Below are 23,226 nucleotides of genomic sequence, written 5' to 3' on the forward strand. Positions count from 1 at the left end.
GTGTCGTACGTCCCGGATATCCTGCCCGGGATCACGCCGGTCACCGGCACGACCCGGGAGGCAGCCGCATGTCCGAGCGCCGCGCCCGTCCGGAGAACGCGAACACGCGCAGGTCCGTCTGGCGCCGCGCGCTGACCCCGCCGCAGCCACCATCGTCGAAGACCCCGCCACCCGCGGCCGAACCGGCGTCCGCCGAGCCGTCCGAGGTGGCCAGCGTCGTCCAGGCGGCGCTGTACCGGGACGGCGTCCGCGTCTCCTCGCCGGCCACCCTCGCCGACACCTACCGCGAGCTGCGCGACCAGCCCTCCGGCATGGCGTGGATCGGCCTCGCCCGTCCCACCGAGGGCGAACTCCTTTCCCTGGCGGCCGAGTTCGACCTGCACCCGCTGGCGGTCGAGGACGCGATGGAGGCCCACCAGCGGCCGAAGCTGGAGCGCTACGGCGACACCCTCTTCGTCGTCCTGCGCGCCGCCCGCTACCTCGACGCCCCCGAGGAGGTCGACTTCGGCGAGCTGCACGTGTTCCTGGGACCCGACTTCCTCATCACCGTCCGGCACGGCGCCGCCCCCGACCTCTCCGCGGTCCGCCACCGTATGGAGGACTCCCCGGAACTGCTGAAACTCGGCCCGGAGGCGGTCCTGTACGCCATCCTCGACGCGGTCGTCGACGGGTACGCGCCGGTCGTCGCCGGCGTCCAGAACGACATCGACGAGATCGAGACCGAGGTCTTCCGCGGCGACCCCGAGGTCTCCCGCCGTATCTACGAACTCTCCCGCGAGATGGTCGAGTTCCAGCGCGCCACCCGTCCTCTGGTCGGCATGCTGCACGGGCTGATCGCCGGGTTCTCCAAGTACGGCACGGACGACGAGCTCCAGCGCTATCTGCGCGACGTCGCCGACCACGTCACGCACACCAGTGAACGCGTCGACGGCTTCCGCCAGGCCCTCGCGGACATCCTCACGGTGAACGCCACCCTGGTCACCCAGCAGCAGAACGCGGAGATGCGGGCGCTCGCGCAGGCGGGGTTCGAGCAGAACGAGGAGATCAAGAGGATCTCCAGCTGGGCGGCGATCCTGTTCGCGCCGACGCTGGTGGGCACGATCTACGGCATGAACTTCCACGACATGCCGGAGCTGAGCTGGGGCTTCGGCTACCCCTTCGCGATCGGCCTGATGGGCGTGGTCTGCTTCAGCCTCTACGTCATCTTCAAGCGACGGGACTGGCTCTGACGGCCGCCGCCCGACACCCCGGCCGCGGGCGGCCGATCGAGGGACCTTGCGTGTGTCAGCGGGGTGCGCCGGGAAGCGGGGCGCCAGGGTGGCCGCCATGAAGAAGACGATGCGCCTGCTGGCGCTCACAGCCGCGCTGACCTGCCTGCTCGGGGCCTCCTCCGGCGACCCGAAGGAAGGGGTGCAGTACTTCCGCCTCAAGCACCCGGTCGCCGGTGTGGCAGCCCGCCAGGTGGTGGAGGTGTTCTGGTACGACTGCCCGGACTCCTACGCGTTCGAGAAGCCGCTGGAGAACTGGGCCGCACGGCAGAGCCCCCGGGTCAAGGTGGTACGCGTCCCGGCGGCCTGGACGGACCAGCCCGGCCAACTCGCCTACGCCCGCCTGTTCTACACCCTGGACCGGCTCGGCCTCGCGGAGCGGGAGGCGCTCCCGGTCTTCCGCGCCGTACGCGACCAGCACCAGGCCCTCACCACCGAGCGCAGGGTCCTGGCCTGGGCGGCCACGCAGGGACTCGACGTGGACGCGGTGCGAACCGCCTACCGGTCCAAGGCCGTTGACGACAAGGTCAAGGCGGCGCCCGCGCTCCGTGAGCGCTACCAGGTGGTCGAGGAGCCCACGGTGGTCGTCGGCGGACGCTTCCGTACGTCGCCGCTGCAGGTAGGCAGCGCCTCCGACACCCTCTCGGTGATGGACCACCTGTACCGCACCGCGTGAACCGCCAGGAGCCGTGAACTCCTGGGAGTGACAGACATCCCGGTGAGCAGCGCGGATTGCCTACGATTCGTCGTGTGGTCAACTTTCGTCTCGAACGCACGGCACCGCTCCCCCTGGACGAGGCGTGGCGCCGCCTCACGGAGTGGCGCCGCCACGGCGACGTGGTCCCGCTGACCCGGGTCACAGTGGTGCCGCCCGCGCCGACCCAGGTCGGCACGCTGGTCGTGGCCCGTTCGGGAATCTGGCCCCTCGCCTTCGACGACTCGATGGAGGTCACGGTCTGGCGCCCGCCCACGGACGCGGCGGCGGGCCTGTGCCGGCTGGAGAAGCGGGGCCGGGTCGTCACCGGCTGGGCCGAGATCGAGGTGCGCCCGGGACCGGGCGGCCGCAGCCGGGTGGTCTGGCGCGAGGAGCTCGCCGTCGTCTTCCTCCCCCGCCTCGTCGACCCCTGCTCGGCGCGGCGGCCCGCTCGATGTTCGGCCGGGCCGCGAACCGCCTCCTCAGGATGCCGTGACGCCCCGGGGCGCGCCCGGATCTCGGGGCCCCTCCGGCGAGGCGTACGAACGTCCTAGGCTGATGCCTTCGTACGGAACGTCCGACGAGGGAATCAAGGGGATGGGGAAAGGTGACCGGCGTATGTCGCTGAGCCCCGGGAGTGCCGAGTCCACCGACGGCTCCATAGGCGGCTACACGCTGATCGACCGGCTGGGCAGTGGCGGGATGGGCGTCGTCCACCTGGGGCTCTCCGCCTCGGGGCGGCAGGTCGCCATCAAGGTCGTGCACGCGCAGTACGCGCTGGACGAGGAGTTCCGGGCCCGGTTCCGGCAGGAGGTCGCGGCGGCACGGCGGGTGAGCGGCGCCTTCACCGCGCCCGTCGTGGACGCCGACCCGGACGCCACACCGCCGTGGATGGCGACGCTGTACGTGCCGGGCCGCACGCTCTCCGACATCGTTGCCGAAGAGGGGCCGTTGACCGGGCGCGCGCTGCGCATGCTGGCGCTGGGGCTCGTCGAGGCGCTGCGGGACATCCACCGGGCGGGTGTCGTGCACCGGGACCTGAAGCCGAGCAACGTCCTGATGGCCGAGGACGGCCCGCGCGTCATCGACTTCGGCATCTCGCGCGCCGCCGACAACGAGGACCTGACGGTGACCGGCCGGCTGATCGGCACCCCGCCCTTCATGTCCCCGGAGCAGTTCTCCGCGCCGAAGGACGTCACCGGCGCCTCGGACGTGTTCTCGCTGGGCTCGGTCCTGGTGTACGCGGCCACCGGGAACCGCCCCTTCGACGGCGGCAGCCCGTACTTGACGGGCTACCAGGTGATGCACGAGCAGCCGCGCCTGGACGGGGTCCCCCAGCCGCTGCGGAGCATCGCCGGGCGCTGCCTGGACAAGGACCCGGCGGTCCGGCCCCGGCCGGCCGAACTCCAGGAGATGTTGCGGCAGTTGCCGACCGGGGATGTCCCTCCGCTACCGGACCTCGGGAGCGCCCGTACGGTGCCGGACCTCGCACGGTCCTCGTCGGCGCCGGGCTCCCCGCCCCGTCCGGACGGGGCGACCGTGGGGACCGGCGGGAGGTCCGCCGGGGGCGGTCGCCGGACCCGGCGGGTCCTGGTCGCGCTCGGCTCCGCGCTGGCCGTCACCGCGGTCGGCCTCACCGCGGCGCACATCGTGGCGGGCGGCGGGACGGACGGCGGCCCGGCCGCCACCGGCAGTTCGGCGTCCGCCCCCGCCCCGGTGAGCCTGCCCGCGGGCTGGCAGCCATGGCGGGCGAGCCTGCTCACCGGGAAGAAGGGCGATCCGCTCGACTACGGCGAGTCCGGCTGTGCGGCGGGCTCCACCGCCGTGTACTGCGGCGGCACCGGCTTCACGGTCACCAAGCTCGACGCGGCGTCCGGCCGCGTCCGGTGGCGGCACGGCACCAGCCCGGAGACCTCCCGCCCCATCGGCGTCCGGGACTCGCACGTCTACACCTACCGCAAGCCGGACTCGACCCGGACCTACATCGCCCGCCGGCTGGTCGCCCTGGACGAGAGGACCGGCAGCGAGCTCTGGGCCCGCCCGGTCAGCGAGGACGAGCCCGCCCTCCTGTTCGGCCGGGGGATCGTGGCGATGGACGAGAACAAGACCGCGTTCGTCGCCTACGACAGGACGGGCCGGCAGCTGTGGACGGCGCCGGCGAAATCGTCGGCCGGAAACGCCTGCGAGCCGGTCGTGCTCGGCGGTGCCCCCTACGGCCTGTGCACCCCCGCGGACGACCCGGCCAAGGGCAAGGTCGCCCTGCTGCGGTTCGACCCGGCCGACGGCACGTCCAAGGAGATCGCCACGCTGCCCGTGGGGGCCGACCCCGCGGGCACCGTCGCCGGGCAACTGCTGTTTCTGACGCCGAAGTTGGCGCCGAACCAGTTCGGCAGCAACGGGGAGGACCAGCCGTACACCGGGCTGCTGCGGGTGGACCCGCGCACCGGCGCCGTGCGGCGGGGCTCCCTGCCGGGCACACCGCGCGGTACGGTCACGCTGCTCAAGGGCGTGGTCTACTTCGTCCGGCCCGACGGCACGGTCACCGCCGTACGGGCGGCCGACGGCAAGCAGGTGTGGCAGCGGGCGAGCGAGATCGAGAACCTGTCGACGCCGGTGCTGTCGGCGAAGTCCGGCACGCTGTACCTCGCCAACCGGTACGGCCGGCTGCTCGCCCTGAACTCCGCCACCGGCGCGGTCCGTTGGCGCACCGCCGCGATCGGCGATCCGGGAGAGTCGGCGGAGCAGACCACGCCGTACGTGCTCCAGGTCAAGGACGCGATCGTGGCCGTGGCGGGCGACACGGCGTTCTCCGTACGCCCGGACCGGCCGAACTCCTCGGCCGGGTGAGCGGCCGGCTCAGGCCACCGACCCGATCCGTCCCGCCGGCACCGACGCCGCGTCGTGGTGGATCGGGGTGTGGGCGCCGGTGAGGGAGATGCCGGTGCCGCCGCGGCGGCCCGCGACGATCTCGGAGGCGATGGACAGGGCCGTCTCCTCGGGCGTACGGGCGCCGAGGTCGAGGCCGATCGGGGAGCGCAGGCGCGCCAGCTCCAGTTCGGTGACGCCGACTTCGCGAAGGCGTGCGTTTCTGTCCAGGTGGGTGCGGCGGGAGCCCATCGCGCCCACGTAGGCGACGGGCAGGCGCAGCGCCAGCCGCAGCAGCGGTACGTCGAACTTCGCGTCGTGGGTGAGGACGCACAGGACGGTGCGGCCGTCCACCGTTGTCCGCTCCAGGTACTTGTGGGGCCACTCGACGACGATCTCGTCGGCGTCCGGGAAGCGTGTCCTCGTCGCGAAGACGGGACGCGCGTCGCAGACCGTCACCCGGTAGCCCAGGAACTTGCCGATCCGGACCAGCGCCGACGCGAAGTCGATCGCGCCGAAGACGATCATCCGGGGGGCGGGCACGGACGACTCCACCAGGACCGTGAGCGGGGCGCCGCAGCGCGAGCCCTGCTCACCGATCTCGAGGGTGCCGGTACGCCCGGCGTCCAGGAAGGCACCGGCCTCCGCCGCGACCGTACGGTCCAGCTCGGGATGGGCGCCGAAGCCGCCCTCGGACGGGTCGTCGGGGCGCACCACGAGGGCCCGGCCCAGCAGTTCGGCGGGTCCCGACACGATCCGCGCCACCGCCGCCGCCTCCCCACGGGCGGCGGTGGCGAGCGCGGACGCGATCGCCGGACGGGCCGGGGCTGCGGCCCGTACCGGCGTGACGAGGATGTCGATGATGCCGCCGCAGGTCAGGCCGACGGCGAAAGCGTCCTCGTCGCTGTACCCGAACCGCTCGAGGACGGTTTCGCCGTCTTCCAGGGCCTGTTGGCACAGCTCGTACACGGCGCCCTCCACACAGCCCCCGGAGACCGAGCCGATCGCCGTGCCGTCGGCGTCCACCGCGAGGGCGGCGCCGGGCCGGCGGGGCGCGCTGCCGCCGACGGCCACCACGGTGGCCACGGCGAAGTCGCGTCCCTGCTCGACCCACCGGTTCAGCTCCTCGGCGATGTCCAGCATCTGTCGGTCTCCTCACGGGGTTGCTGCGAAGGGCTGTTCACGGGCGTCAGTGCACGCCCATCCAGCTCTCGATCGGATTGAGGGCGAAGTAGATCAGGAAGATCGCCGTCAGGCCCCACATGAAGGCCCCGATCTCCCGCACCTTGCTCTGGGCGATCTTGATGGCGACATAGGAGACGACTCCGGCCGCGACACCCGCGGTGATGGAGTACGTGAACGGCATGATCACGACGGTCAGGAAGACCGGGATCGCGGTGGCGCGGTCGGCCCAGTCCACGTGGCGGGCGTTCATCATCATCATGGCGCCGATCACGACGAGGGCCGCGGCCGCGACCTCGCCGGGGACGATCGCCGTGAGCGGGGTGAAGAACAGACAGGCCGCGAAGAACAGGCCGGTGACCACTGAGGACAGGCCCGTACGGGCTCCCTCGCCGACGCCGGTGGCGGACTCGACGAACACCGTCTGGCCCGACGCGCCGGCGACGCCGCCGATCGCGCCGCCCGCGCCGTCGATGAACAGCGCCTTGGACAGGCCAGGCATCCGGCCTTGCTCGTCGGCCAGCTTGGCCTCGGTGCCGACACCGATGATGGTGGCCATGGCGTCGAAGAAGCCGGCGAGCACGAGCGTGAAGACGATCATGCCGACGGTCATCGCGCCGACGCTGCCCCAGCCGCCGAACTCCACCTTCCCGAAGAGCGAGAAGTCCGGCATGGACACCGCGCTGCCGTGCAGTTCGGGAGCGCCGCTCGCCCACTGCTTCGGGTCGATGACGCCGGCCGCGTTGAGGACGACGCTCGCCACGGTGCCGCCGAGGATGCCGATCAGGATCGCGCCGGGGACGCCGCGCGCCTGGAGCATGAAGATCGCGAGCAGGGTGATCGCGAAGAGCAGCACCGGCCAGCCGGCGAGTTCACCGGTCGCGCCGAGGGTGACGGGGGTCGCCTTGCCCTGGTGCACGAAGCCGGCCTTCACCAGGCCGATCAGGGCGATGAACAGCCCGATGCCCATGGTGATCGCGTGCTTCAGCGCGAGCGGGATCGCGTTCATGATCATCTCGCGCAGGCCGGTGACGACCAGCAGCATGATGACCACGCCGTACATCACGCACATGCCCATGGCCTGCGGCCAGGTCATCTGCGGGGCCACCTGCGAGGACAGCACGCCGGAGACGGAGAGCCCCGCGGCGAGGGCGAGCGGCACCTTGCCGACGAAGCCCATGAGCAGCGTGGCGAAGGCCGCTCCGAACGCCGTCGCGGTGATCAGGGCCTGCTGGCCGAGGGTGTTCCCGGCCGCGTCCTTGCCGGACAGGATCAGGGGGTTGAGCAGCAGGATGTACGCCATCGCCATGAAGGTGGTGACGCCGCCGCGCACTTCTCGCGCAACGGAGGATCCACGCTGGGATATGTGAAAGTACCGGTCGAGCCAGGACCTGCCGGCCGGGACGCGGGTTCCCGCACCCGCGTCGTCGGCGGTCGTCGCCGGCTCCAGTGACTGCTGGGTCATGTGGGCCTACTCCCAAGGTTCACAGGGGCACCCGGCAGCGCCGGGGCGGCGACTGCGGGATTTGGGATGGTGCTGCGGCCGCACGACCCGGGGGACGGCCCGAGACGAACGAACTGGGTTCTCCGGGCGGCGCGGAGTGTGTGACGTTCCGTGCGCCGCCCGGAGGTCTTTCACACGGTTCCGGTGAGGTGCTCGGGCCGGACCGGGGTCCTGTTCAGCTCAAGACCGGTGGCGTTGCGGATCGCCGCGAGGACAGCCGGAGTCGACGACAGGGTCGGTGCCTCACCGATGCCACGCAGCCCGTACGGGGCGTGGTCGTCGGCGAGTTCGAGCACGTCGACGGGGATGGTCGGCGTGTCGAGAATCGTGGGGATCAGGTAGTCCGTGAAGGAGGGGTTCCTGACCTTCGCCGTCTTGGGGTCGACGATGATCTCCTCCATCACCGCCACGCCCAGGCCCTGGGTGGTGCCACCCTGGATCTGACCGATGACGGAGAGCGGGTTGAGCGCCTTTCCGACGTCCTGGGCGCAGGCCAGTTCGATGACCTTGACCAGGCCGAGCTCGGTGTCGACCTCGACGACGGCGCGGTGCGCGGCGAAGGAGTACTGGACGTGGCCGTTGCCCTGGCCGGTGCGCAGGTCGAAGGCCTCGGTCGGGCGGTGCCGCCACTCCTCCTCCAGCTCGACGGCCTCGCCGTCGAGGACGTCCACCAGGTCGGCGAGGACCTCGCCGCCGTCGGTGACGACCTTGCCGCCCTCCAGGAGCAGCTCGGCGGTGGCCCAGGCGGGGTGGTACGTACCGAACTTGCGGCGGCCGATGTCCAGCACCCGCTCGCGGACGAGCTCGCAGGCGTTCTTGACGGCGCCACCGGTGACGTACGTCTGCCGGGAGGCCGAGGTCGAACCGGCCGAGCCCACCTGGGTGTCGGCGGGGTGGATGGTCACCTGCGCGACGCCCAGCTCGGTGCGGGCGATCTGCGCGTGGACGGTGACGCCGCCCTGGCCGACCTCCGCCATCGCGGTGTGCACGGTGGCGACGGGCTCGCCGCCGACGACCTCCATGCGCACCTTGGCGGTGGAGTAGTCGTCGAAGCCCTCGGAGAAGCCGACGTTCTTGATGCCGACCGCGTAGCCGACACCTCGTACGACGCCCTCGCCATGGGTGGTGTTGGACAGACCGCCGGGCAGCTGCCGTACGTCCGCGCCCTCGCTGGACTCCCACTGGCGCTCCGGCGGCATGGGCATCGCCTTGACGCGGCGCAGGAGTTCGGCGACCGGGGCCGGGGAGTCGACCGGCTGCCCGGTCGGCATCAGGGTCCCCTGCTCCATGGCGTTCAGCTTCCGGAACTCCACCGGGTCCATGCCCAGCTTCTTCGCCAGCTTGTCCATCTGCGCCTCGTAGGCGAAGCACGCCTGGACCGCGCCGAAGCCGCGCATCGCGCCGCAGGGCGGGTTGTTGGTGTAGAGGGCGATGGCCTCGATGTCGACGTCGTCGATCACGTACGGGCCGACCGCCAGGGACGAGGCGTTGCCGACGACCGCCGGGGAGGCGGAGGCGTAGGCGCCGCCGTCCAGCACGATCCGGCACTTCATGTGGGTCAGCTTGCCGTCGCTGGTGGCCCCGTGCTCGTAGTAGAGCTTGGCCGGGTGGCGGTGGACGTGCCCGAAGAAGGACTCGAAGCGGTTGTAGACGATCTTGACCGGCTTGCCGGTGCGCAGCGCCAGGAGGCAGGCGTGGATCTGCATCGACAGGTCCTCGCGGCCGCCGAACGCGCCGCCGACGCCGGCCAGGGTCATCCGCACCTTGTCCTCGCGCAGGCCGAGCACGGGCGCGATCTGGCGCAGGTCGGAGTGGAGCCACTGGGTGGCGATGTAGAGATGGACGCCGCCGTCCTCCTCCGGCACCGCGAGGCCGGACTCGGGGCCGAGGAAGGCCTGGTCCTGCATGCCGAAGGTGTACTCGCCCTTGACGATCACGTCGGCGCGCCTCGCGGCCTCGTCCGCGTCACCGCGGATGATCGGCTGGCGGTGCACGACGTTGGGGTGCGGGACGTGCCCGGAGTGGTGGTCGTCGCGGCCCTCGTGGACGAGGACGGCGTCGGGTGCGGTCGCGGAGGCCTCGTCGGTGATGACGGGCAGTTCGCGGTACTCGACCTTGATCTTGGCGGCGGCGCGGCGCGCGGTCTCCGGGTGGTCGGCGGCGACGATCGCGACCGGCTCACCGTGGTGGCGCACCTTGCCGTGCGCGAGGACCGGGGTGTCCTGGATCTCCAGGCCGTAGTTCTTCACCTCGGTCGGCAGGTCGTCGTACGTCATGACGGCGTAGACGCCCGGGGTGGCCAGCGCCTCGCCCGTGTCGATCGACACGATCTCGGCGTGCGCGACGGTGGAGCGCAGGATCTGGCCCCACAGCATGTCCTCGTGCCACATGTCGGACGAGTACGCGAACTCGCCGGTGACCTTGAGGGTGCCGTCCGGGCGGAGCGTGGACTCGCCGATGCCGCCCTTGGTCTGCGACCCCTGGGTGATCTTGGTGGGAGCTCCGTTGGTGGGCATCGGGCTCAGACCGCCTCTCCCTGCCGGGCGGCCGCGAGGCGGACCGCGTCCATGATCTTCTCGTAGCCGGTGCAGCGGCACAGGTTGCCCGACAGCGCCTCGCGGATGTCCGCGTCGCTCGGGTTGGGGTTCTGCTCGAGCATCTCGTCGGCGGCGACCAGCAGGCCCGGCGTGCAGAAGCCGCACTGGACGGCTCCGGCGTCGATGAACGCCTGCTGGATCGGGGAGAGTTCGCCGCCCTCGCCGGTCTGCGAGTCCTGGCCCTTGGCCGCCCACTGCTGGGCGTCCTGCAACGTGGTGCCGCAGGCGCCGCTCGCGCAGCCGCCCTCGGCGCGCTGCTTGGCGAAGTCCGCGAGGCCCTCGACGGTGACGACCTCACGGCCCTCGACCTGGCCGGCCGCGACCAGACAGGAACACACCGGCACCCCGTCCAGGCGGACCGTGCAGGAGCCGCACTCGCCCTGCTCGCAGGCGTTCTTGGAACCGGGCAGACCCAGGCGCTCCCGCAGGACGTAGAGCAGGCTCTCGCCCTCCCAGACGTCGTCGGCCTCCTGCCGGCGTCCGTTGACGGTGAAGTTGACGCGCATTACGCAGCTCCCTCGGTGATGCGGCGGGCGCCGCGGTACGACTCCCAGGTCCAGGTGAGGGTGCGGCGGGCCATGACGCCGACCGCGTGGCGGCGGTAGCTCGCCGTGCCCCGGACGTCGTCGATCGGGTTGCAGGCACCGGAGCACAGCTCCGCGAACTGCTTGGCGACCGACGGGGTGATGATCTTTCCGTTGTCCCAGAAGCCGCCCTCTTCGAGCGCCGCGTTCAGGAACTCCTCCGCGGCCTTGGCCCGGACGGGGGTGGGCGCGGCCGAGCCGATTCCGGTGCGGACCGTGCGGGTGCGGGGGTGCAGCGCGAGACCGAAGGCGCACACCGCGATGACCATCGCGTTGCGGGTGCCGACCTTGGAGAACTGCTGCGGGCCGTCGGCCTTCTCGATGTGCACGCACTTGATGAGTTCGTCCGCGGCGAGTGCGTTCCGCTTCACGCCGGTGTAGAACTCGTCGATCGGGATGCGGCGGCTGCCGCGCACCGACTCGACCTCGACCTCGGCGCCCGCCGCCAGCAGGGCGGGGTGGGCGTCGCCGGCCGGGGAGGCGGTACCGAGGTTGCCGCCGACACCGCCGCGGTTACGGATCTGCGGGGAGGCGACCGTGTGCGAGGCGACGGCGAGACCCGGCAGCTCGGCGCGCAGGTTCTCCATGATCTTCGTGTACGGGACGGACGCGCCCAGCCGTACGCTCTCCTCGCCGACCTCCCACTCGAAGAGGTCGCCGACGCGGTTCAGGTCGAGCAGGTACTCGGGCCGGCGGTGGTCGAAGTTGATCTCGACCATCACATCGGTGCCACCCGCAATCGGCACAGCGGTGGGGTGCTCGGCCTTCGCGGCGAGCGCCTCCTGCCAGCTGGCGGGGCGAAGGAAGTCCATTGCCGGCTCTCTTCTTCGTCTCGTGGTCGTACGGATCGAGCCAGATCAGGTGCGGCGGTCCCGGCTCGTTCATGTGCTGTTTACGCGGAGTGGAGCCAGTACACAGCGGTGTACTCCGCCGGGGTCAGTCACGGAAACCATGAAGGAGTTGGCTGGCCAAGCCGGGCATCTTGTAGATTCGTATGAACGGAGGTCATCAGCAACCTCTTCGTTTTCCTGTAAAAACGCAGGAAACAGCCTGGCAATCGAAGGATGCGCCTGACATGGCGGTCGCCGGGCGTCTTCCACCGGCCCTCCTCACCACTCATCGTAGATTTCGAGACAAAGAACGGCGGCGACGAGAATGCGGCTGCGCGCACTGCTGGACACCGACGCGCTGGGCCTGCGGCTGCTCGGCGGCGACGACGAGCTCGACCGCACCGTGCGCGGTGTGATGACGACGGACCTCCGCGATCCCAGCCGCTATCTCTCGGGCGGTGAGCTGGTCCTGACGGGGCTGGCGTGGCGCCGGGACGCCGACGACTCGGAGCCGTTCGTACGGATCCTGGCGCAGGCCGGGGTCGCCGCGCTGGCCGCCGGTGAGGCGGAGCTGGGGGCCATCCCCGACGACCTGGTCGCGGCCTGCGTCCAGCACCGGCTCCCGCTGTTCGCGGTGCACGAGTCGGTGGCCTTCGCGACGATCACCGAGCATGTCGTACGGCAGGTGTCCGGCGAGCGCGCGGGGGATCTCGCGGCCGTCGTCGACCGGCACCGGCGGATGATGACCTCGGGCCCGACGGGCGGCGGCCCGGACGTGGTCCTCGACCTGCTCGGCTCCGACCTGGACCTGCGGGCCTGGGTGCTCTCCCCCACCGGGCGGCTCATCGCGGGCCCGAAGGCGGCGGGGCCCGGGATGCCCGCCGATCTCTGCGCCAAGCTGGCCGCGGAGCACCTGGCCGCCGTGCGCACGGGCCGGCGCGGGCCGCACCGGGTGACGCTCGGCCCGGCCACGTACAGCCTCTTCCCGATCCGCTCCTCGGGGCACCGCCCGGCGGCGGCCGGGGGAGCGCGTTCGGCGCAGGCCTCGCGGGACGTGCGCGAGACGGTGCTGTCCGACTGGCTGCTCGCCGTCGAGGCGGACGCCGGCGACTGGCCCGCGGAGCGGCTCGACCTGCTCCAGGGCGTCACACAGCTGATCTCGGTCGAGCGGGACCGCCGGGACGCCGCGCGCACCGTGCGCAGACGGCTGGCGCAGGAGGTCCTGGAGCTGGTGCAGTCGGGCGCGGCGCCCGCCGAGATCGCGGCCCGGCTGCGGGTGGCCGCCCCGGTGCTGCTGCCGGGCCTCGGGGCGGCCCCGCACTGGCAGGTGGTCGTGGCCCGGGTGGAGTGGGAGGGCTCGGACGTCGAGGCGGGGCCGGTCGCGCAGTCGCTCCTGGAGGAGATCCTGGTCGACCCGCTCGCCACGGGTCCCGAGCCGTCCGACCGCATCGCCGTGGCGCACACGGGTGACGAGGCCATCGCGCTCGTACCGCTGCCCGCCGTCTCGGCGGAGCACGACGGCTCCGAGGCGGGGATCCTCGCCGACACGCTGCTGGAGTCCGTACGGGACCCGCTGTCGGCGGGCCTGGACGGCGACGGGCAGGTCACGCTCGGCGTCAGCGCGGCCGTGCACTCGGCGGAGGGCCTGCGCGGCGCGCTGGAGGAGGCACGGCACGCACGGCGGGTGGCGGCGGCGCGGCCCGGGCCGGTGTGCGCGGCGGGCCATCAGGAGCTGGCCTCGCACGTTCTGCTGCTGCCGTTCGTGCCGGACGACGTCCGCCGCGCCTTCACCGCCCGCCTGCTGGATCCGCTGCGCGACTACGACCGCCGGCACCGCGCCGAGCTGATCCCCACTCTGGAGGCCTTCCTCGACTGCGACGGCTCCTGGACGCGCTGCGCGACCCGGCTGCACCTGCACGTCAACACGCTGCGCTACCGGGTCGGGCGGATCGAGCAGTTGACGAGCCGTGATCTCTCGCGCCTGGAGGACAAGCTCGATTTCTTCCTGGCATTGCGGATGAGCTGAGGTCACACAGGCCCCGGCCCGGATGGCACCAAGTGCCGTCACCGTCCCACGACTTTGTGAAATCCTTCACCCACCCTCTTGGCCGGGCGCCGGAATTCGTGCTGAGATGCCGCCACCACTCATAGCTCGATGGCGTGCTCGGGGAGGGCAACGTGGCGCATACCGCCATGTCTGGTTACGGAACGACCCCTGGTGACGATCCCCTCCAGACCGCGGTATGGCGGCTGCGCTCGCGGGCCTGCTGGGCCGACGCGGCCGCACTGCTCCAACCCGGCACGGCGGACGCCGCCCTGCAGCGGGTCGCTCTGCTGGTCGAGCGGTGTCTGTACACCGAACAGGGCTGGGAGGAGGCCGAGGACGCGCTGCGCACGGCCGAGGCACTGGCCCACACCGACGACGAGCGCGGCGCGGCCGCTTGTGAACGCGGGCAGCTTGCGTACGCCGCGACGCTGCACGGAGTGCGCGACCGGTCCGACGAGGCGCGGTCGGCGCTGGGACGGGCGGCGGCGCTGATCGCCCCGGGCGCGGCGGGCCGCGCCGTGCTGGACTTCCGGCGGGGGCTGCTCGCGGAGAACCTCACCGGGTCGCCGCAGGCCGCCCGGGCGGCGTTCCGGCGGGCGCACGCGGGCGCAACGGCCCACTCCGACCCGCTCCTGCTGTCCTTCACCTGGCGCCATCTCGCCGGACTCGCCCTGCGGGAGGGCGAGTTGGCCGAAGCCCGGCACGGCTTCGCCGAGTCCCTGCGCATCCGCGAGGAGTTGGGCTATCTGGTCGGCACGGCCCCCGCGCTGGTCTCGCTGGCCGACACGGAGACGGAGCCGGAGGCGTCCCGCCTGCGGGAGGAGGCGCGACGGCTGTTCCGGCTGCTGGGGGGCGTACCGACGTGGCTGGCACTGCAGTTGGCCCCGCCGGCCACCGGAGCGGCGACGGCCTGAGTCAGCGGTGCAGCACCGTCACGAGCAGGTGGTGGAGCGAGCCCAGGACGGAGTGGCGCAGTGCGGCGTCACGGGCGAAGACGACGGCCACGGCGACCAGCAGCAGGAACGGGACGAGGCCGCCGGCGCGGCCCCGGTGTCCCGTGTGGACCGGCGCGGACGGCGGGCGGTGGCCCCGTTGCGCGGCGTCGCGGACCGCCCGCTGGTGGGCCTGCACGGCCTGCTGGTGCGCCTGCTGCGCCTGCTGCTGGGCCTGCCGGGAAGCCTGCTGCGCGGCCTGCTGGGCGTAGAAGGAAGGGTCGGGCATCGGTGTCACCTCCGTCACCGGCACTGTCCGTGCCGTGTGCGGACGTCCACGCGTACCGTGCGGTGAGGGTTCGCCGCGTCGGGAACCGTCACCTGGAACCCACCGTTCCGTGACGGCGGCCGGTCACTCAGGGCGCGCCGGTGAAGTGCTCCCCCACCAGTCCCCGTACCACCTCGAGGTCCCGGGCGATCAACGCGTCCAGCAGGGCCGCGTGTTCGGCCGCGTCCGCGAGGAGCTCGGTCCGGCCGCGGGACGCCGGGGTGCCGACGAGGGGCCACTGGGCGCGGCGGTGGATGTCGTCGGCGATCTTGACGAGCTGGTCGTTGCCGGACAGGGAGAGCAGGCCGCGGTGGAAGGCGCGGTCGGACTCGGCGTACGTGGCGCGGCAGCCGGAGGACGCGGCGCGCACCGTCGCCTCGGCCAGCGGGCGCAGTTCCGCCCACCGCTCGACCGGGACCGTGCGGGCGAGTCGCAGCACCACCGGGACCTCGATCAGCGCGCGGACCTCGGCCAGTTCGGCCAGTTCACGGGTGCCGCGCTCGATCACCCGGAAGCCGCGGTTGGGGACCACCTCGACCGCGCCCTCGAGCGCCAGTTGCTGCATCGCCTCGCGGACGGGCGTCGCGGAGACCCCGAACCGCTCCCCGAGCGCCGGGGCCGAGTAGACCTCGCCCGGCGTCAGCTCGCCCGCGACCAGCGCCTTGCGCAGCGCGGCGAGGATCTGGCCGCGCACGGAGGAGCGCTGCACCGGCCGGGGCCGCGGGATCGGGAGCTCGCTGTGCGTGTGCTCGCCGCGCGTGGCACCCGCGGCGGCACCCGCATGCCCGGCTCCTCCCCACCGCTCCCGGTCGACGTCCGCCGCGGCGGGCTGCTGCGGCACCCGCGGCACGGCCGCCGTCCACGCCTGAGGGGTCCCCGTCTCCGCCGAGCCCTGCGCGCTCTGCCTCACGGGTCCTCCTTCGGACGTGTCGGTACTTGGGGCCATTACGACGGGTTGTTACTCGTCCGTCAAGCACCATAGGCGCAGGAGCCGCCAGTTCAAACCTGCCCGATCTTGGGTAAGGTAAGGCTTACCTCCAAACGATCCCGGATCGGCGGTCCCGCATGCCCGCGCACATATCCGTGCCCCCGTCGGCGCTCACGGCCGCGTACACCCGGCTGACCGCGGCGTTTCCGGGCCTGGAGATCACTCAGCTCGGGGCGGGAGAACAGGTGCCGCGGACCGGCGGATGGGTCGGTGCCGACGCGCTCGCGGAGGGCGGGGCCGGACTCGAGGCGTTCCTGGAGTGGGACGACGCACAGGTCTTGCGCGACTACGGAACGCGAGCCCGCCCCGACGTGGTCGCGAGCTTCGGCCTGCACCGGTACGCCTGGCCCGCCTGTCTGCTGATCACCGTGCCGTGGTTCCTGCTGCGCCGCGTGCCCCGCCTCCCGGTGACGCACGTCGCCTACGACCGCACCGCCCCCGGCCTCTCCATCGGCCGCATGGCCGTGCGCCCGGCCGGCTTCGCCTGCCTGCCGGGCGATCCCGCCGCCGCACTGCCCGGCGCGCGCGTCGTCGCCGACGAGGCGGCGCTGCGGGCGGAGGTGCGGGCCACGGTCGCCGAGCACCTCGAACCGGTCCTCGCCGGGTTCGGGCCGCGGATGCGCCGGCGCGGGCGTGCGCTGTGGGGCATGGCGACCGACGAGATCGTGGAGGGCCTCTGGTACGTCGCCCATCTGCTCGGCGAGGAGCGGCGCGCGATGCGCGAGCTGGAGGCGCTGCTGCCGGGTGCCACGAAGCCGTACGCCGGGTCCGCCGCCTTCCGGGAGCTGACCGGACCGGACGGCGAGATGCTGCCCACCCGGGACCGGGCGAGTTGTTGCATGTTCTACACCGTGCGCCCCCAGGACACGTGCGCGACCTGTCCGCGCACCTGTGACACCGACCGGGTGGCCAAGCTGCTGGCCACAGCCGTGAGTTGAGGCCCCTTCAGCCACAAGGGTCGCCGTCCGTCCCGTAGGATCGGCCACGGAACAAGGCGCCCTCCCGGTTACCGGCAATTCACAACTTCCTCACTTGCCGCAGGAACTTTCCGTGGAACCACCCGTACGGGTAGTCTTATTCGAACTCAACTCCCGCCCCTCAAGCGGCAGTTCGAGCAGATCGCTGCCATGGGCATCCCCTTGCACTTCCTTGGCGGCCTCTTGCCCCGAAACCCCCTGAGGGCCCGAGGGATTGGGCCACTATGGCGGGCGTTACGCCCTATCCCAATGCAAGGGACCCCAGATGAGACTGACCGACATATCGCTGAACTGGCTGCTTCCCGGCGCCGTACTGCTCCTGGGCATGCTGGCGGCGGTGGCGGTGCTCGCGCGCAGCAAGCGGTCCGGGGAGCACGCGAAGACGGACGACTCGTGGGAGCGCAGCGAGGAGCGCCGCAGGCGCAAGGAAGCCATATACGGCACCGCTTCCTACGTCCTGCTGTTCTGCTGTGCGGCGGTCGCCGCGGCACTCTCCTTCCACGGCCTGGTCGGCTTCGGCCAGCAGAACCTCGGCCTCACAAACGGCTGGGAGTACCTGGTTCCGTTCGGCCTGGACGGCGCGGCCATGTTCTGCTCCGTGCTCGCGGTCCGCGAGGCCAGCCACGGTGACGCGGCCCTCGGCTCCCGGATACTGGTGTGGACGTTCGCGGGCGCCGCGGCCTGGTTCAACTGGGTGCACGCACCGAGGGGCATCGACCACGCGGGCGCCCCGCAGTTCTTCTCCGGCATGTCCCTGTCCGCGGCCGTCCTCTTCGACCGCGCGCTGAAGCAGACCCGCCGCGCCGCCCTGCGCGAGCAGGGCCTGGTGCCGCGTCCGCTGCCGCAGATCCGTATCGTCCGCTGGCTGCGCGCCCCTCGCGAGACCTACAAGGCCTGGTCGCTGATGCTCCTGGAGAACGTGCGCAGCCTGGACGAGGCGGTAGACGAGGTGCGCGAGGACCAGCGCCAGAAGGAGACCAACCGGCTGCGCCGGCGCGAGCAGGAGCGTCTGGAGCGGGCCCAGCTCAAGGCCATCAGCCGGGGTCACCGCGGGTTCATCGGCCGAGGCGGCGGCCGTCAGGCCGAACCGCAGGCCCTGGAGCGGGCCTCCGCCCCGGTCTCAGCGGAGCCTGCCATATCGAACCCGGACCCGCTGCCCGTACGCTCTCGCCCGTCCCTGCAGCCCGTCCGCAAAAGCGGTTCTGAGCCGGTGACCGTCGATCTCACCGCGGAGGACGACACCATGGCCCTTCCGCGCCTCGACTCCCTGGAGCGCAAGCTCAAGGACCTCGAGCAGCAGTTCGGCTAGCAGCGGGATCAAGGGGGCGTGGCCTGCGGGCCGCGCCCCCTTCCCGTTGTCTTGTATCAGCCGACTAGGCGGCTCCGGCGTCCAGTTCGAACCACACCACCTTCCCCACCCCGTGCGTGCGGACGCCCCAGGCGTCGGCGAGGGACTGCACCAGCAGCAGACCTCTGCCGTGCGTGCCGTCTTCGGTGTTCGTGACGCGCAGTCTGGGTCTGCGGCCCACGAAGTCCCGGACCTCGACCCGCAGTCCACCGGGTGAGACCGTGGCCGTCAGGACCGCGTCGGTGTCGGTGTGGATGAGTGCGTTCGTGACGAGTTCGCTGGTCAGCAGCTCCGCTATCTCCGACCGGCCGGGCCTGCCCCACTGCGTGAGCAGCTCGCGCAGCGCCCTGCGTGCCTCCGGCACCGCCTTGAGGTCCGCCCGTCCGAGTCTCTGCCGCAGCTGGGACGCGTGCGCCTGCCCCGCGCCGTCATCCGCCCGTGTCTGCGCCGTCTTCGCCGAGAAGGCCCCGATCGCCATGGGACCGCCCCCTCGCGCCTGCCTCTTCATGACCCCCGCCCGCGTGCCGATGTCGGTCCCCTCCGTGTCGAACACGTTCACGGGGGATGCTTGCCCCTCTGAGCACGCGCCAGTCATGTCCAATCCTCAACGACCAGGCGTTCGGCCACGGATGCGACGATTCCGGCCGGGTAGGTGCCACCCTGGGCAGTACCGTCCGAGCGACGAGGGAGCCACCGTGCACGACGACCGAACACTGGTGGAGGCGCGCCTGGAGCGCGCCATGGGACAGTTCGTGCGACCCGCCCAGTACGCGGAGCGTGTGCCACTGGTCCTGTCCGCCTGGCATGTGCCCGGCGAGCCGGTTCCCGTGGACCAGGCACTGCAGGCCGAGTACGCCCCCTTCACCACCGGAACGGCGTGGGGAAAGCCCTGGTCGACGAGTTGGTTCCGGTTGAGCGGCCGGGTGCCCGAGGAGTGGACGGGCCGCCGCGTCGAGGCGGTGATCGACCCCGGTTTCTCCGGCGACGGCCCCGGTTTCCAGGCCGAGGGACTCCTCTACGACGCCTCGGGCGTGCCGCTCAAGGGCATTCACCCGCGCAACCGGCACCTGACCGTCGGCTCCCCGGCGGGCGGAGGCGAACCGGTGCATCTGCTTCTGGAGGCGGCCGCCAATCCGGCTGTTCTGCACGGGTTCGCACCTACGCGGCTGGGCGACGTCCTGACCGCGGGGGATCGGCCCGTCTATCGATTCCGCTCTGCCGACCTCGCCGTACTCGACGAACGCGTGTGGCAGTTGGTGCTGGATGTGGAGGTGCTGTCGGAGCTGATGCACGAGCTGCCCATGGACCGGCCGCGCCGGCACGAGATCCTGCGCGCCCTGGAGGACATGCTCGACGCCCTCGACCTGCACGACGTCGGCGCCACGGCGGCCGCGGCCCGGGCCGCGCTGGCGGACGTGCTGTCCCGTCCGGCCTCGGCGAGCGCGCACCGGATCTCCGCGACCGGGCACGCGCACATCGACTCGGCGTGGCTGTGGCCGCTGCGTGAGACGGTCCGCAAGGCCGCGCGCACCTTCGCCAACGTCACGGCACTCGCGGCCGACTACCCGGAGCTGGTGTTCTCCTGCTCGCAGGCCCAGCAGTACGCCTGGGTGAAGCAGAACCAGCCGCACATCTGGGAGCGGATCAAGAAGGCGGTGCGGGACGGCAACTGGGCCCCGGTGGGCTCGATGTGGGTGGAGTCGGACGCCAACATGCCCGGCGGTGAGGCGCTCGCGCGGCAGATCGTGCACGGAAAGCGGTTCTTCGCCGAAGAACTCGGCGTGGAGACCGAGGAGATCTGGCTGCCGGACTCCTTCGGCTACACCGCCGCCTTCCCGCAGCTCGCGAAACTGGCCGGAATCCGCTGGTTCCTGACCCAGAAGCTGAGCTGGAACCAGTCCAACAAGATGCCCCACCACACCTTCTGGTGGGAGGGCATCGACGGCACCCGCGTCTTCACCCACTTCCCACCCGTCGACACCTACAACTCCCAGTTGCACGGCCGCGAACTCGCCCACGCGGAACGCAACTTCGCCGACAAGGGCCGCGCCACGCGCTCGCTGGTCCCCTTCGGCTGGGGCGACGGCGGCGGCGGCCCGACCCGCGAGATGCTGGAGAAGGCCCGCCGGCTGCGGTCCCTCGAGGGCTCACCGCGGGTCGAGGTGGAGAAGCCCTCCGCCTTCTTCGCGGCGGCCGAGCAGGAGTACGGACCGCAGGCCCGGTGTGGTCGGGCGAGCTGTACCTGGAGCTGCACCGGGCTACGTACACCACCCAGGCCAAGACCAAGCAGGGCAACCGGCGCTCCGAACACGCCCTGCGCGAGGCCGAGTTGTGGTGCGCGACGGCGGCCGTACGCGATCCGTCGTACGCGTACCCGTACGACGCGCTGGACCGGCTGTGGAAGACGGTGCTGCTGCACCAGTTCCACGACATCCTGCCCGGGTCGTCGATCGCCTGGGTGCACCGGGAGGCGCGGGAGACCTATGCGCGGGTGCTGACCGAGGTCGAGGACATCACGGCCGAGGCGGTGGCCGCGCTCGGGACGGGCGGTCCCGCGGTGCTCAACGCCTCGCCGTACCCGCGCACCGAGGTGGTCGCGGACGGGCTGGTGACGGTGCCGGGCCTGGGCGGCGCGGCGGTTGCGGACGGCACCGCGGAGGAGACCGTACGGGCGTGGCGGGACGGCGGCGCGTACGTGCTGGAGAACTCCCGGCTGCGGGTGGGCGTGGACGAGCGGGGGCTGCTCGCCTCCGTCCGCGACCTGGCCGCCGGCCGCGAGGTGCTGTGCGGCCCGGGCAACCTGCTCCAGCTGCACCCCGACCATCCCAACGCCTGGGACGCCTGGGACATCGACCGGCACTACCGGCGCCGGCACACGGATCTCACGGACGCCGAGTCGGTGGAGCTGGTGGCGGCCGGACCGCTCGGGGCGGCGGTGCGGGTGACCCGCACGTTCGGGAAGTCCCGCATCACGCAGGAGATCCGGCTGGCGGCCGCGAGCCGCCGCGTCGACGTCGTGACGGACGTCGACTGGCAGGAGTCCGAGAAGGTGCTCAAGGCCGCCTTCCCCATCGACGTGCACGCCGAACGCTCCACGGCGGAGATCCAGTTCGGGCATGTGCACCGCCCGACGCACGCCAACACCTCCTGGGACGCGGCCCGTTTCGAGATCTGCGCGCACCGCTGGCTGCGGGTGGCGGAGGACGGCTACGGCGTGGCGGTCCTCAACGACTCGACGTACGGCCACGACGTGATCCGTACGCCGCACGAGGCGGGCCTCGGCACGACCGTGCGGCTGACGCTGCTGCGCGCCCCGCACAGCCCCGACCCGGAGACGGACCTCGGCGCACACCGCTTCACCTACGCGCTGCTGCCGGGCGCGGACGTCGGGCACGCCGTAGCCGAGGGTCTCGCGCTGAACCTGCCGCTGCGGGTGGCGCCGGCGCCCGCCGTGGAGCCGCTGGTCCGCGTCGACCACCCGGCCGTGACCGTCGAGTCGGTCAAGCTCGCCGAGGACCGCAGCGGTGACGTGGTGGTACGGCTCTACGAGTCCCGGGGCGGGCGGGCCCGGGCCACGCTGGCGCCCGGGTTCCCGGTGGCCCGCGCCGAGGTGACGGACCTGCTGGAACGACCGCGGCACGAAAGCGACTTGAGCTTCGAGCTGCGGCCGTTCCAGATCCTCACGGTGCGGCTGCGGCCGCAGTGACTACTCGGCTGCCGCGCCCTTCTCGCCGATGTGGAAGATCAGGCGGCTGTCGCGGGCCATGTCGACGACCAGCTTGGTGGTGCTGTTGCGGCTCCAGGTGAGGGTGACGACGGCCTCCGTGCGGTTCGCGGTGCTGCCGTTGTCGGTGACCTTCCAGGACAGCGGCACGTTCTGGGCGCGCAGGACGCCGTCGGCGTGCTCGGTCTCCTCCCAGGCGGCCAGTTCCTTCTGGAAGCCGGCGGTCAGGTAGTGGCTGCGCAGCGCGGTGCCGAGGTTGCCGCTGTCCTCGTCGGTCACCGCGTCGATGTAGGCGCCGTAGAAGTTCGCGATGCGGGTGACGTTGTCGGACGGCTTGCCGCTGACGCTGCGCGGCGTGCCGGCGGAGGCCGTGGCGGTGGCGCCGAGGCCGAGGGCGACGGCGAGGACGCCGGCGGTCAGGACGGTGCGGGTCTTGCTGGACATGTGTGTTCCCCGTTTTCCGATGAGTGCTGTGGTCGTTTCGGTGGTCGTGTGCGGGCCGCCCTCCCGACCCCCGTGGCGAGAGGGCGGCCCTGGTGCCGCGGTCAGTGGAGCTTGTTCACGGCCGTGACGGTCGTCTTCTTGAAGGCCTTCAACGGGGCGCCGTCGAAACCGCCCATCTGCCCCCAGTTCACGACCGTGACGGTTCTGCCGTCCCGGCCGGCCGACAGCAGCCGGACGTCGCTCGCCCCCCAGGTGGTCTCGGTGTGCAGGCCGTAGACGTGGGCGCCCTCCTCGACGGTGAGCTTCCCGTAGTCCTTCACCGTGGCCGCGGTCTCCGGATCGGCCCCCTCGATCCGCTCCGGGCAGGACTTGATGTCCCTGTCCAGCGCCGAGATCACGTACTTGGCCGAGCGGACGTCGGGCAGCACGACGGTGATCTGGCGGGCGTTCGTGTCGAGGTCCGTCCGGAAGTCGCGGTGCCAGGCCCACTCGTGCCCCGGCAGCGCCAGGAGGCAGGTGTCCCACTCGGTGTCCTCCGGTACGCCGACGGCGACCTTGTCGGCCGTCCATGACGAGGACGGGTGCGGCGGCAGGTCCCTGGCCGCGAGGAAGCCCGGCGTGGTGGTGGCCGCGTTCGCCGGTGCGGCGAGTGCGGTGCCGAGAGCGAGGCCCGCGGCGGCGAGTGCGAGGAGCGCGCCTGCTCCGGTGCGCTTGGGCATGGATGTCCCCCGTAAACGAGTGCATGGGTCGAGAATCGGTGCATGGGTGCGGGATGCCGCCCCGCCGGCGGATGGTCTGTCCGGCCCTGGTCGGTGCGACACCAAGAGCATCGGCCGTCACAGGGGCCCGGCGCAACGACAGACGGCCGATCGGCGACGGTGGAACCATCCCAGCCCATCTGACGTGCAGGTATA

General features: G+C 72.0%; 17 protein-coding genes and 2 pseudogenes. 9 read left to right on the plus strand and 10 right to left on the minus strand.

Features of this window, described 5'->3' with window-relative positions; translation table 11 throughout:
* Positions 1-68 precede the first annotated feature (68 nt).
* The 4 genes and pseudogenes from ACGFYN_RS01835 (at position 69) to ACGFYN_RS01850 (ending at position 4,809) form a co-directional block, all read left to right on the plus strand.
* The gene (locus ACGFYN_RS01835) at positions 69-1,229 is read left to right on the plus strand and encodes a magnesium and cobalt transport protein CorA (protein WP_393863732.1); all 1,161 of its coding nucleotides are present in this window, start codon (positions 69-71) and stop codon (positions 1,227-1,229) included.
* A 97-nt stretch (positions 1,230-1,326) separates the two neighbouring features.
* Positions 1,327-1,944 (plus strand): thiol:disulfide interchange protein DsbA/DsbL, encoded by a 618-nt coding sequence (locus ACGFYN_RS01840; protein WP_393863733.1) that lies wholly within the window; start codon positions 1,327-1,329, stop codon positions 1,942-1,944.
* 74 nt (positions 1,945-2,018) lie between these two features.
* A pseudogene (locus ACGFYN_RS01845) lies at positions 2,019-2,458 on the plus strand (SRPBCC family protein).
* Positions 2,459-2,580: 122 nt separating this feature from the next.
* Positions 2,581-4,809 carry a PQQ-binding-like beta-propeller repeat protein gene (locus ACGFYN_RS01850; protein ID WP_393863734.1) on the plus strand — a complete coding sequence of 743 codons (2,229 nt, stop codon included), beginning with the start codon at positions 2,581-2,583 and terminating at the stop codon, positions 4,807-4,809.
* Positions 4,810-4,818: 9 nt separating this feature from the next.
* On the opposite strand, the gene ACGFYN_RS01855 is transcribed toward ACGFYN_RS01850, so the two are convergent.
* From ACGFYN_RS01855 to ACGFYN_RS01875, 5 genes are all read right to left on the minus strand, one after another.
* A complete protein-coding gene (locus ACGFYN_RS01855; RefSeq protein ID WP_393863735.1) occupies positions 4,819-5,970 on the minus strand; it encodes an XdhC family protein in 1,152 nt (383 codons plus the stop codon).
* A gap of 46 nt (positions 5,971-6,016) precedes the next feature.
* Positions 6,017-7,474: an NCS2 family permease gene (locus ACGFYN_RS01860; RefSeq protein ID WP_393863736.1), complete on the minus strand. Its 1,458-nt coding sequence runs from the start codon at positions 7,472-7,474 to the stop codon at positions 6,017-6,019.
* 170 nt (positions 7,475-7,644) lie between these two features.
* Positions 7,645-10,029, minus strand: coding sequence for a xanthine dehydrogenase family protein molybdopterin-binding subunit (locus tag ACGFYN_RS01865; RefSeq protein WP_393863737.1), 2,385 nt, complete (start codon positions 10,027-10,029; stop codon positions 7,645-7,647).
* Positions 10,030-10,034: 5 nt separating this feature from the next.
* Positions 10,035-10,616, minus strand: a complete 582-nt coding sequence (locus tag ACGFYN_RS01870) for a (2Fe-2S)-binding protein (RefSeq protein ID WP_393863738.1) — start codon at positions 10,614-10,616, stop codon at positions 10,035-10,037.
* Positions 10,616-11,506 carry an FAD binding domain-containing protein gene (locus ACGFYN_RS01875; protein WP_393863739.1) on the minus strand — a complete coding sequence of 297 codons (891 nt, stop codon included), beginning with the start codon at positions 11,504-11,506 and terminating at the stop codon, positions 10,616-10,618. Before ACGFYN_RS01875 ends, ACGFYN_RS01870 begins: the two co-directional genes overlap by 1 nt.
* Positions 11,507-11,849: 343 nt before the next feature.
* On the opposite strand from ACGFYN_RS01875, the gene ACGFYN_RS01880 reads away from it, so the two are divergent.
* Both ACGFYN_RS01880 and ACGFYN_RS01885 read left to right on the plus strand, forming a co-directional pair.
* The gene (locus tag ACGFYN_RS01880) at positions 11,850-13,550 is read left to right on the plus strand and encodes a PucR family transcriptional regulator (protein WP_393863740.1); all 1,701 of its coding nucleotides are present in this window, start codon (positions 11,850-11,852) and stop codon (positions 13,548-13,550) included.
* Positions 13,551-13,717: 167 nt separating this feature from the next.
* The gene (locus ACGFYN_RS01885; protein ID WP_393863741.1) at positions 13,718-14,485 is read left to right on the plus strand and encodes a hypothetical protein; all 768 of its coding nucleotides are present in this window, start codon (positions 13,718-13,720) and stop codon (positions 14,483-14,485) included.
* Position 14,486: 1 nt separating this feature from the next.
* Here ACGFYN_RS01885 and ACGFYN_RS01890 read toward each other — a convergent pair whose 3' ends face one another.
* Both ACGFYN_RS01890 and ACGFYN_RS01895 read right to left on the minus strand, forming a co-directional pair.
* Positions 14,487-14,792 (minus strand): hypothetical protein, encoded by a 306-nt coding sequence (locus ACGFYN_RS01890; RefSeq protein ID WP_393863742.1) that lies wholly within the window; start codon positions 14,790-14,792, stop codon positions 14,487-14,489.
* Positions 14,793-14,919: 127 nt separating this feature from the next.
* Entirely contained in the window at positions 14,920-15,741 is an 822-nt protein-coding gene (locus ACGFYN_RS01895; RefSeq protein WP_393863743.1) for a GntR family transcriptional regulator, read from the minus strand.
* A 155-nt stretch (positions 15,742-15,896) separates the two neighbouring features.
* Here ACGFYN_RS01895 and ACGFYN_RS01900 point away from each other — a divergent pair, with 155 nt between their 5' ends.
* Positions 15,897-16,757, plus strand: a complete 861-nt coding sequence (locus ACGFYN_RS01900) for a (2Fe-2S)-binding protein (RefSeq protein WP_393863744.1) — start codon at positions 15,897-15,899, stop codon at positions 16,755-16,757.
* A 304-nt stretch (positions 16,758-17,061) separates the two neighbouring features.
* The gene (locus ACGFYN_RS01905) at positions 17,062-18,105 is read left to right on the plus strand and encodes a DUF2637 domain-containing protein (RefSeq protein ID WP_393863745.1); all 1,044 of its coding nucleotides are present in this window, start codon (positions 17,062-17,064) and stop codon (positions 18,103-18,105) included.
* Between the two features lie 64 nt (positions 18,106-18,169).
* Here ACGFYN_RS01905 and ACGFYN_RS01910 read toward each other — a convergent pair whose 3' ends face one another.
* Entirely contained in the window at positions 18,170-18,622 is a 453-nt protein-coding gene (locus tag ACGFYN_RS01910) for an ATP-binding protein (RefSeq protein ID WP_393863746.1), read from the minus strand.
* Between the two features lie 217 nt (positions 18,623-18,839).
* On the opposite strand from ACGFYN_RS01910, the pseudogene ACGFYN_RS01915 reads away from it, so the two are divergent.
* Positions 18,840-21,850 (plus strand): annotated as a pseudogene (locus tag ACGFYN_RS01915) (alpha-mannosidase).
* On the opposite strand, the gene ACGFYN_RS01920 reads toward ACGFYN_RS01915, so the two are convergent.
* Complete coding sequence (locus ACGFYN_RS01920; protein ID WP_393863747.1) at positions 21,851-22,312, minus strand: hypothetical protein; 462 nt, start codon at positions 22,310-22,312, stop codon at positions 21,851-21,853.
* A 101-nt stretch (positions 22,313-22,413) separates the two neighbouring features.
* Complete coding sequence (locus ACGFYN_RS01925) at positions 22,414-23,031, minus strand: hypothetical protein (RefSeq protein WP_393863748.1); 618 nt, start codon at positions 23,029-23,031, stop codon at positions 22,414-22,416.
* Positions 23,032-23,226: the final 195 nt, after the last annotated feature.

This window comes from Streptomyces sp. NPDC048419 (assembly GCF_043200415.1).
In the GTDB taxonomy this organism is placed as follows: domain Bacteria; phylum Actinomycetota; class Actinomycetes; order Streptomycetales; family Streptomycetaceae; genus Streptomyces.

Bases quoted from the DNA above. Each gene is read 5' to 3' on its own strand.
- ACGFYN_RS01885 (WP_393863741.1), top strand. From the start codon at position 13,718: ATGTCTGGTTACGGAACGACCCCTGGTGACGATCCCCTCCAGACCGCG.
- ACGFYN_RS01870 (WP_393863738.1), bottom strand. From the start codon at position 10,616: ATGCGCGTCAACTTCACCGTCAACGGACGCCGGCAGGAGGCCGACGAC.
- ACGFYN_RS01860 (WP_393863736.1), bottom strand. From the start codon at position 7,474: ATGACCCAGCAGTCACTGGAGCCGGCGACGACCGCCGACGACGCGGGT.
- ACGFYN_RS01865 (WP_393863737.1), bottom strand. From the start codon at position 10,029: ATGCCCACCAACGGAGCTCCCACCAAGATCACCCAGGGGTCGCAGACC.
- ACGFYN_RS01920 (WP_393863747.1), bottom strand. From the start codon at position 22,312: ATGTCCAGCAAGACCCGCACCGTCCTGACCGCCGGCGTCCTCGCCGTC.
- ACGFYN_RS01900 (WP_393863744.1), top strand. From the start codon at position 15,897: ATGCCCGCGCACATATCCGTGCCCCCGTCGGCGCTCACGGCCGCGTAC.
- ACGFYN_RS01880 (WP_393863740.1), top strand. From the start codon at position 11,850: ATGCGGCTGCGCGCACTGCTGGACACCGACGCGCTGGGCCTGCGGCTG.
- ACGFYN_RS01855 (WP_393863735.1), bottom strand. From the start codon at position 5,970: ATGCTGGACATCGCCGAGGAGCTGAACCGGTGGGTCGAGCAGGGACGC.
- ACGFYN_RS01850 (WP_393863734.1), top strand. From the start codon at position 2,581: ATGTCGCTGAGCCCCGGGAGTGCCGAGTCCACCGACGGCTCCATAGGC.
- ACGFYN_RS01910 (WP_393863746.1), bottom strand. From the start codon at position 18,622: ATGGCGATCGGGGCCTTCTCGGCGAAGACGGCGCAGACACGGGCGGAT.
- ACGFYN_RS01905 (WP_393863745.1), top strand. From the start codon at position 17,062: ATGAGACTGACCGACATATCGCTGAACTGGCTGCTTCCCGGCGCCGTA.
- ACGFYN_RS01835 (WP_393863732.1), top strand. From the start codon at position 69: ATGTCCGAGCGCCGCGCCCGTCCGGAGAACGCGAACACGCGCAGGTCC.
- ACGFYN_RS01925 (WP_393863748.1), bottom strand. From the start codon at position 23,031: ATGCCCAAGCGCACCGGAGCAGGCGCGCTCCTCGCACTCGCCGCCGCG.
- ACGFYN_RS01875 (WP_393863739.1), bottom strand. From the start codon at position 11,506: ATGGACTTCCTTCGCCCCGCCAGCTGGCAGGAGGCGCTCGCCGCGAAG.
- ACGFYN_RS01890 (WP_393863742.1), bottom strand. From the start codon at position 14,792: ATGCCCGACCCTTCCTTCTACGCCCAGCAGGCCGCGCAGCAGGCTTCC.
- ACGFYN_RS01840 (WP_393863733.1), top strand. From the start codon at position 1,327: ATGAAGAAGACGATGCGCCTGCTGGCGCTCACAGCCGCGCTGACCTGC.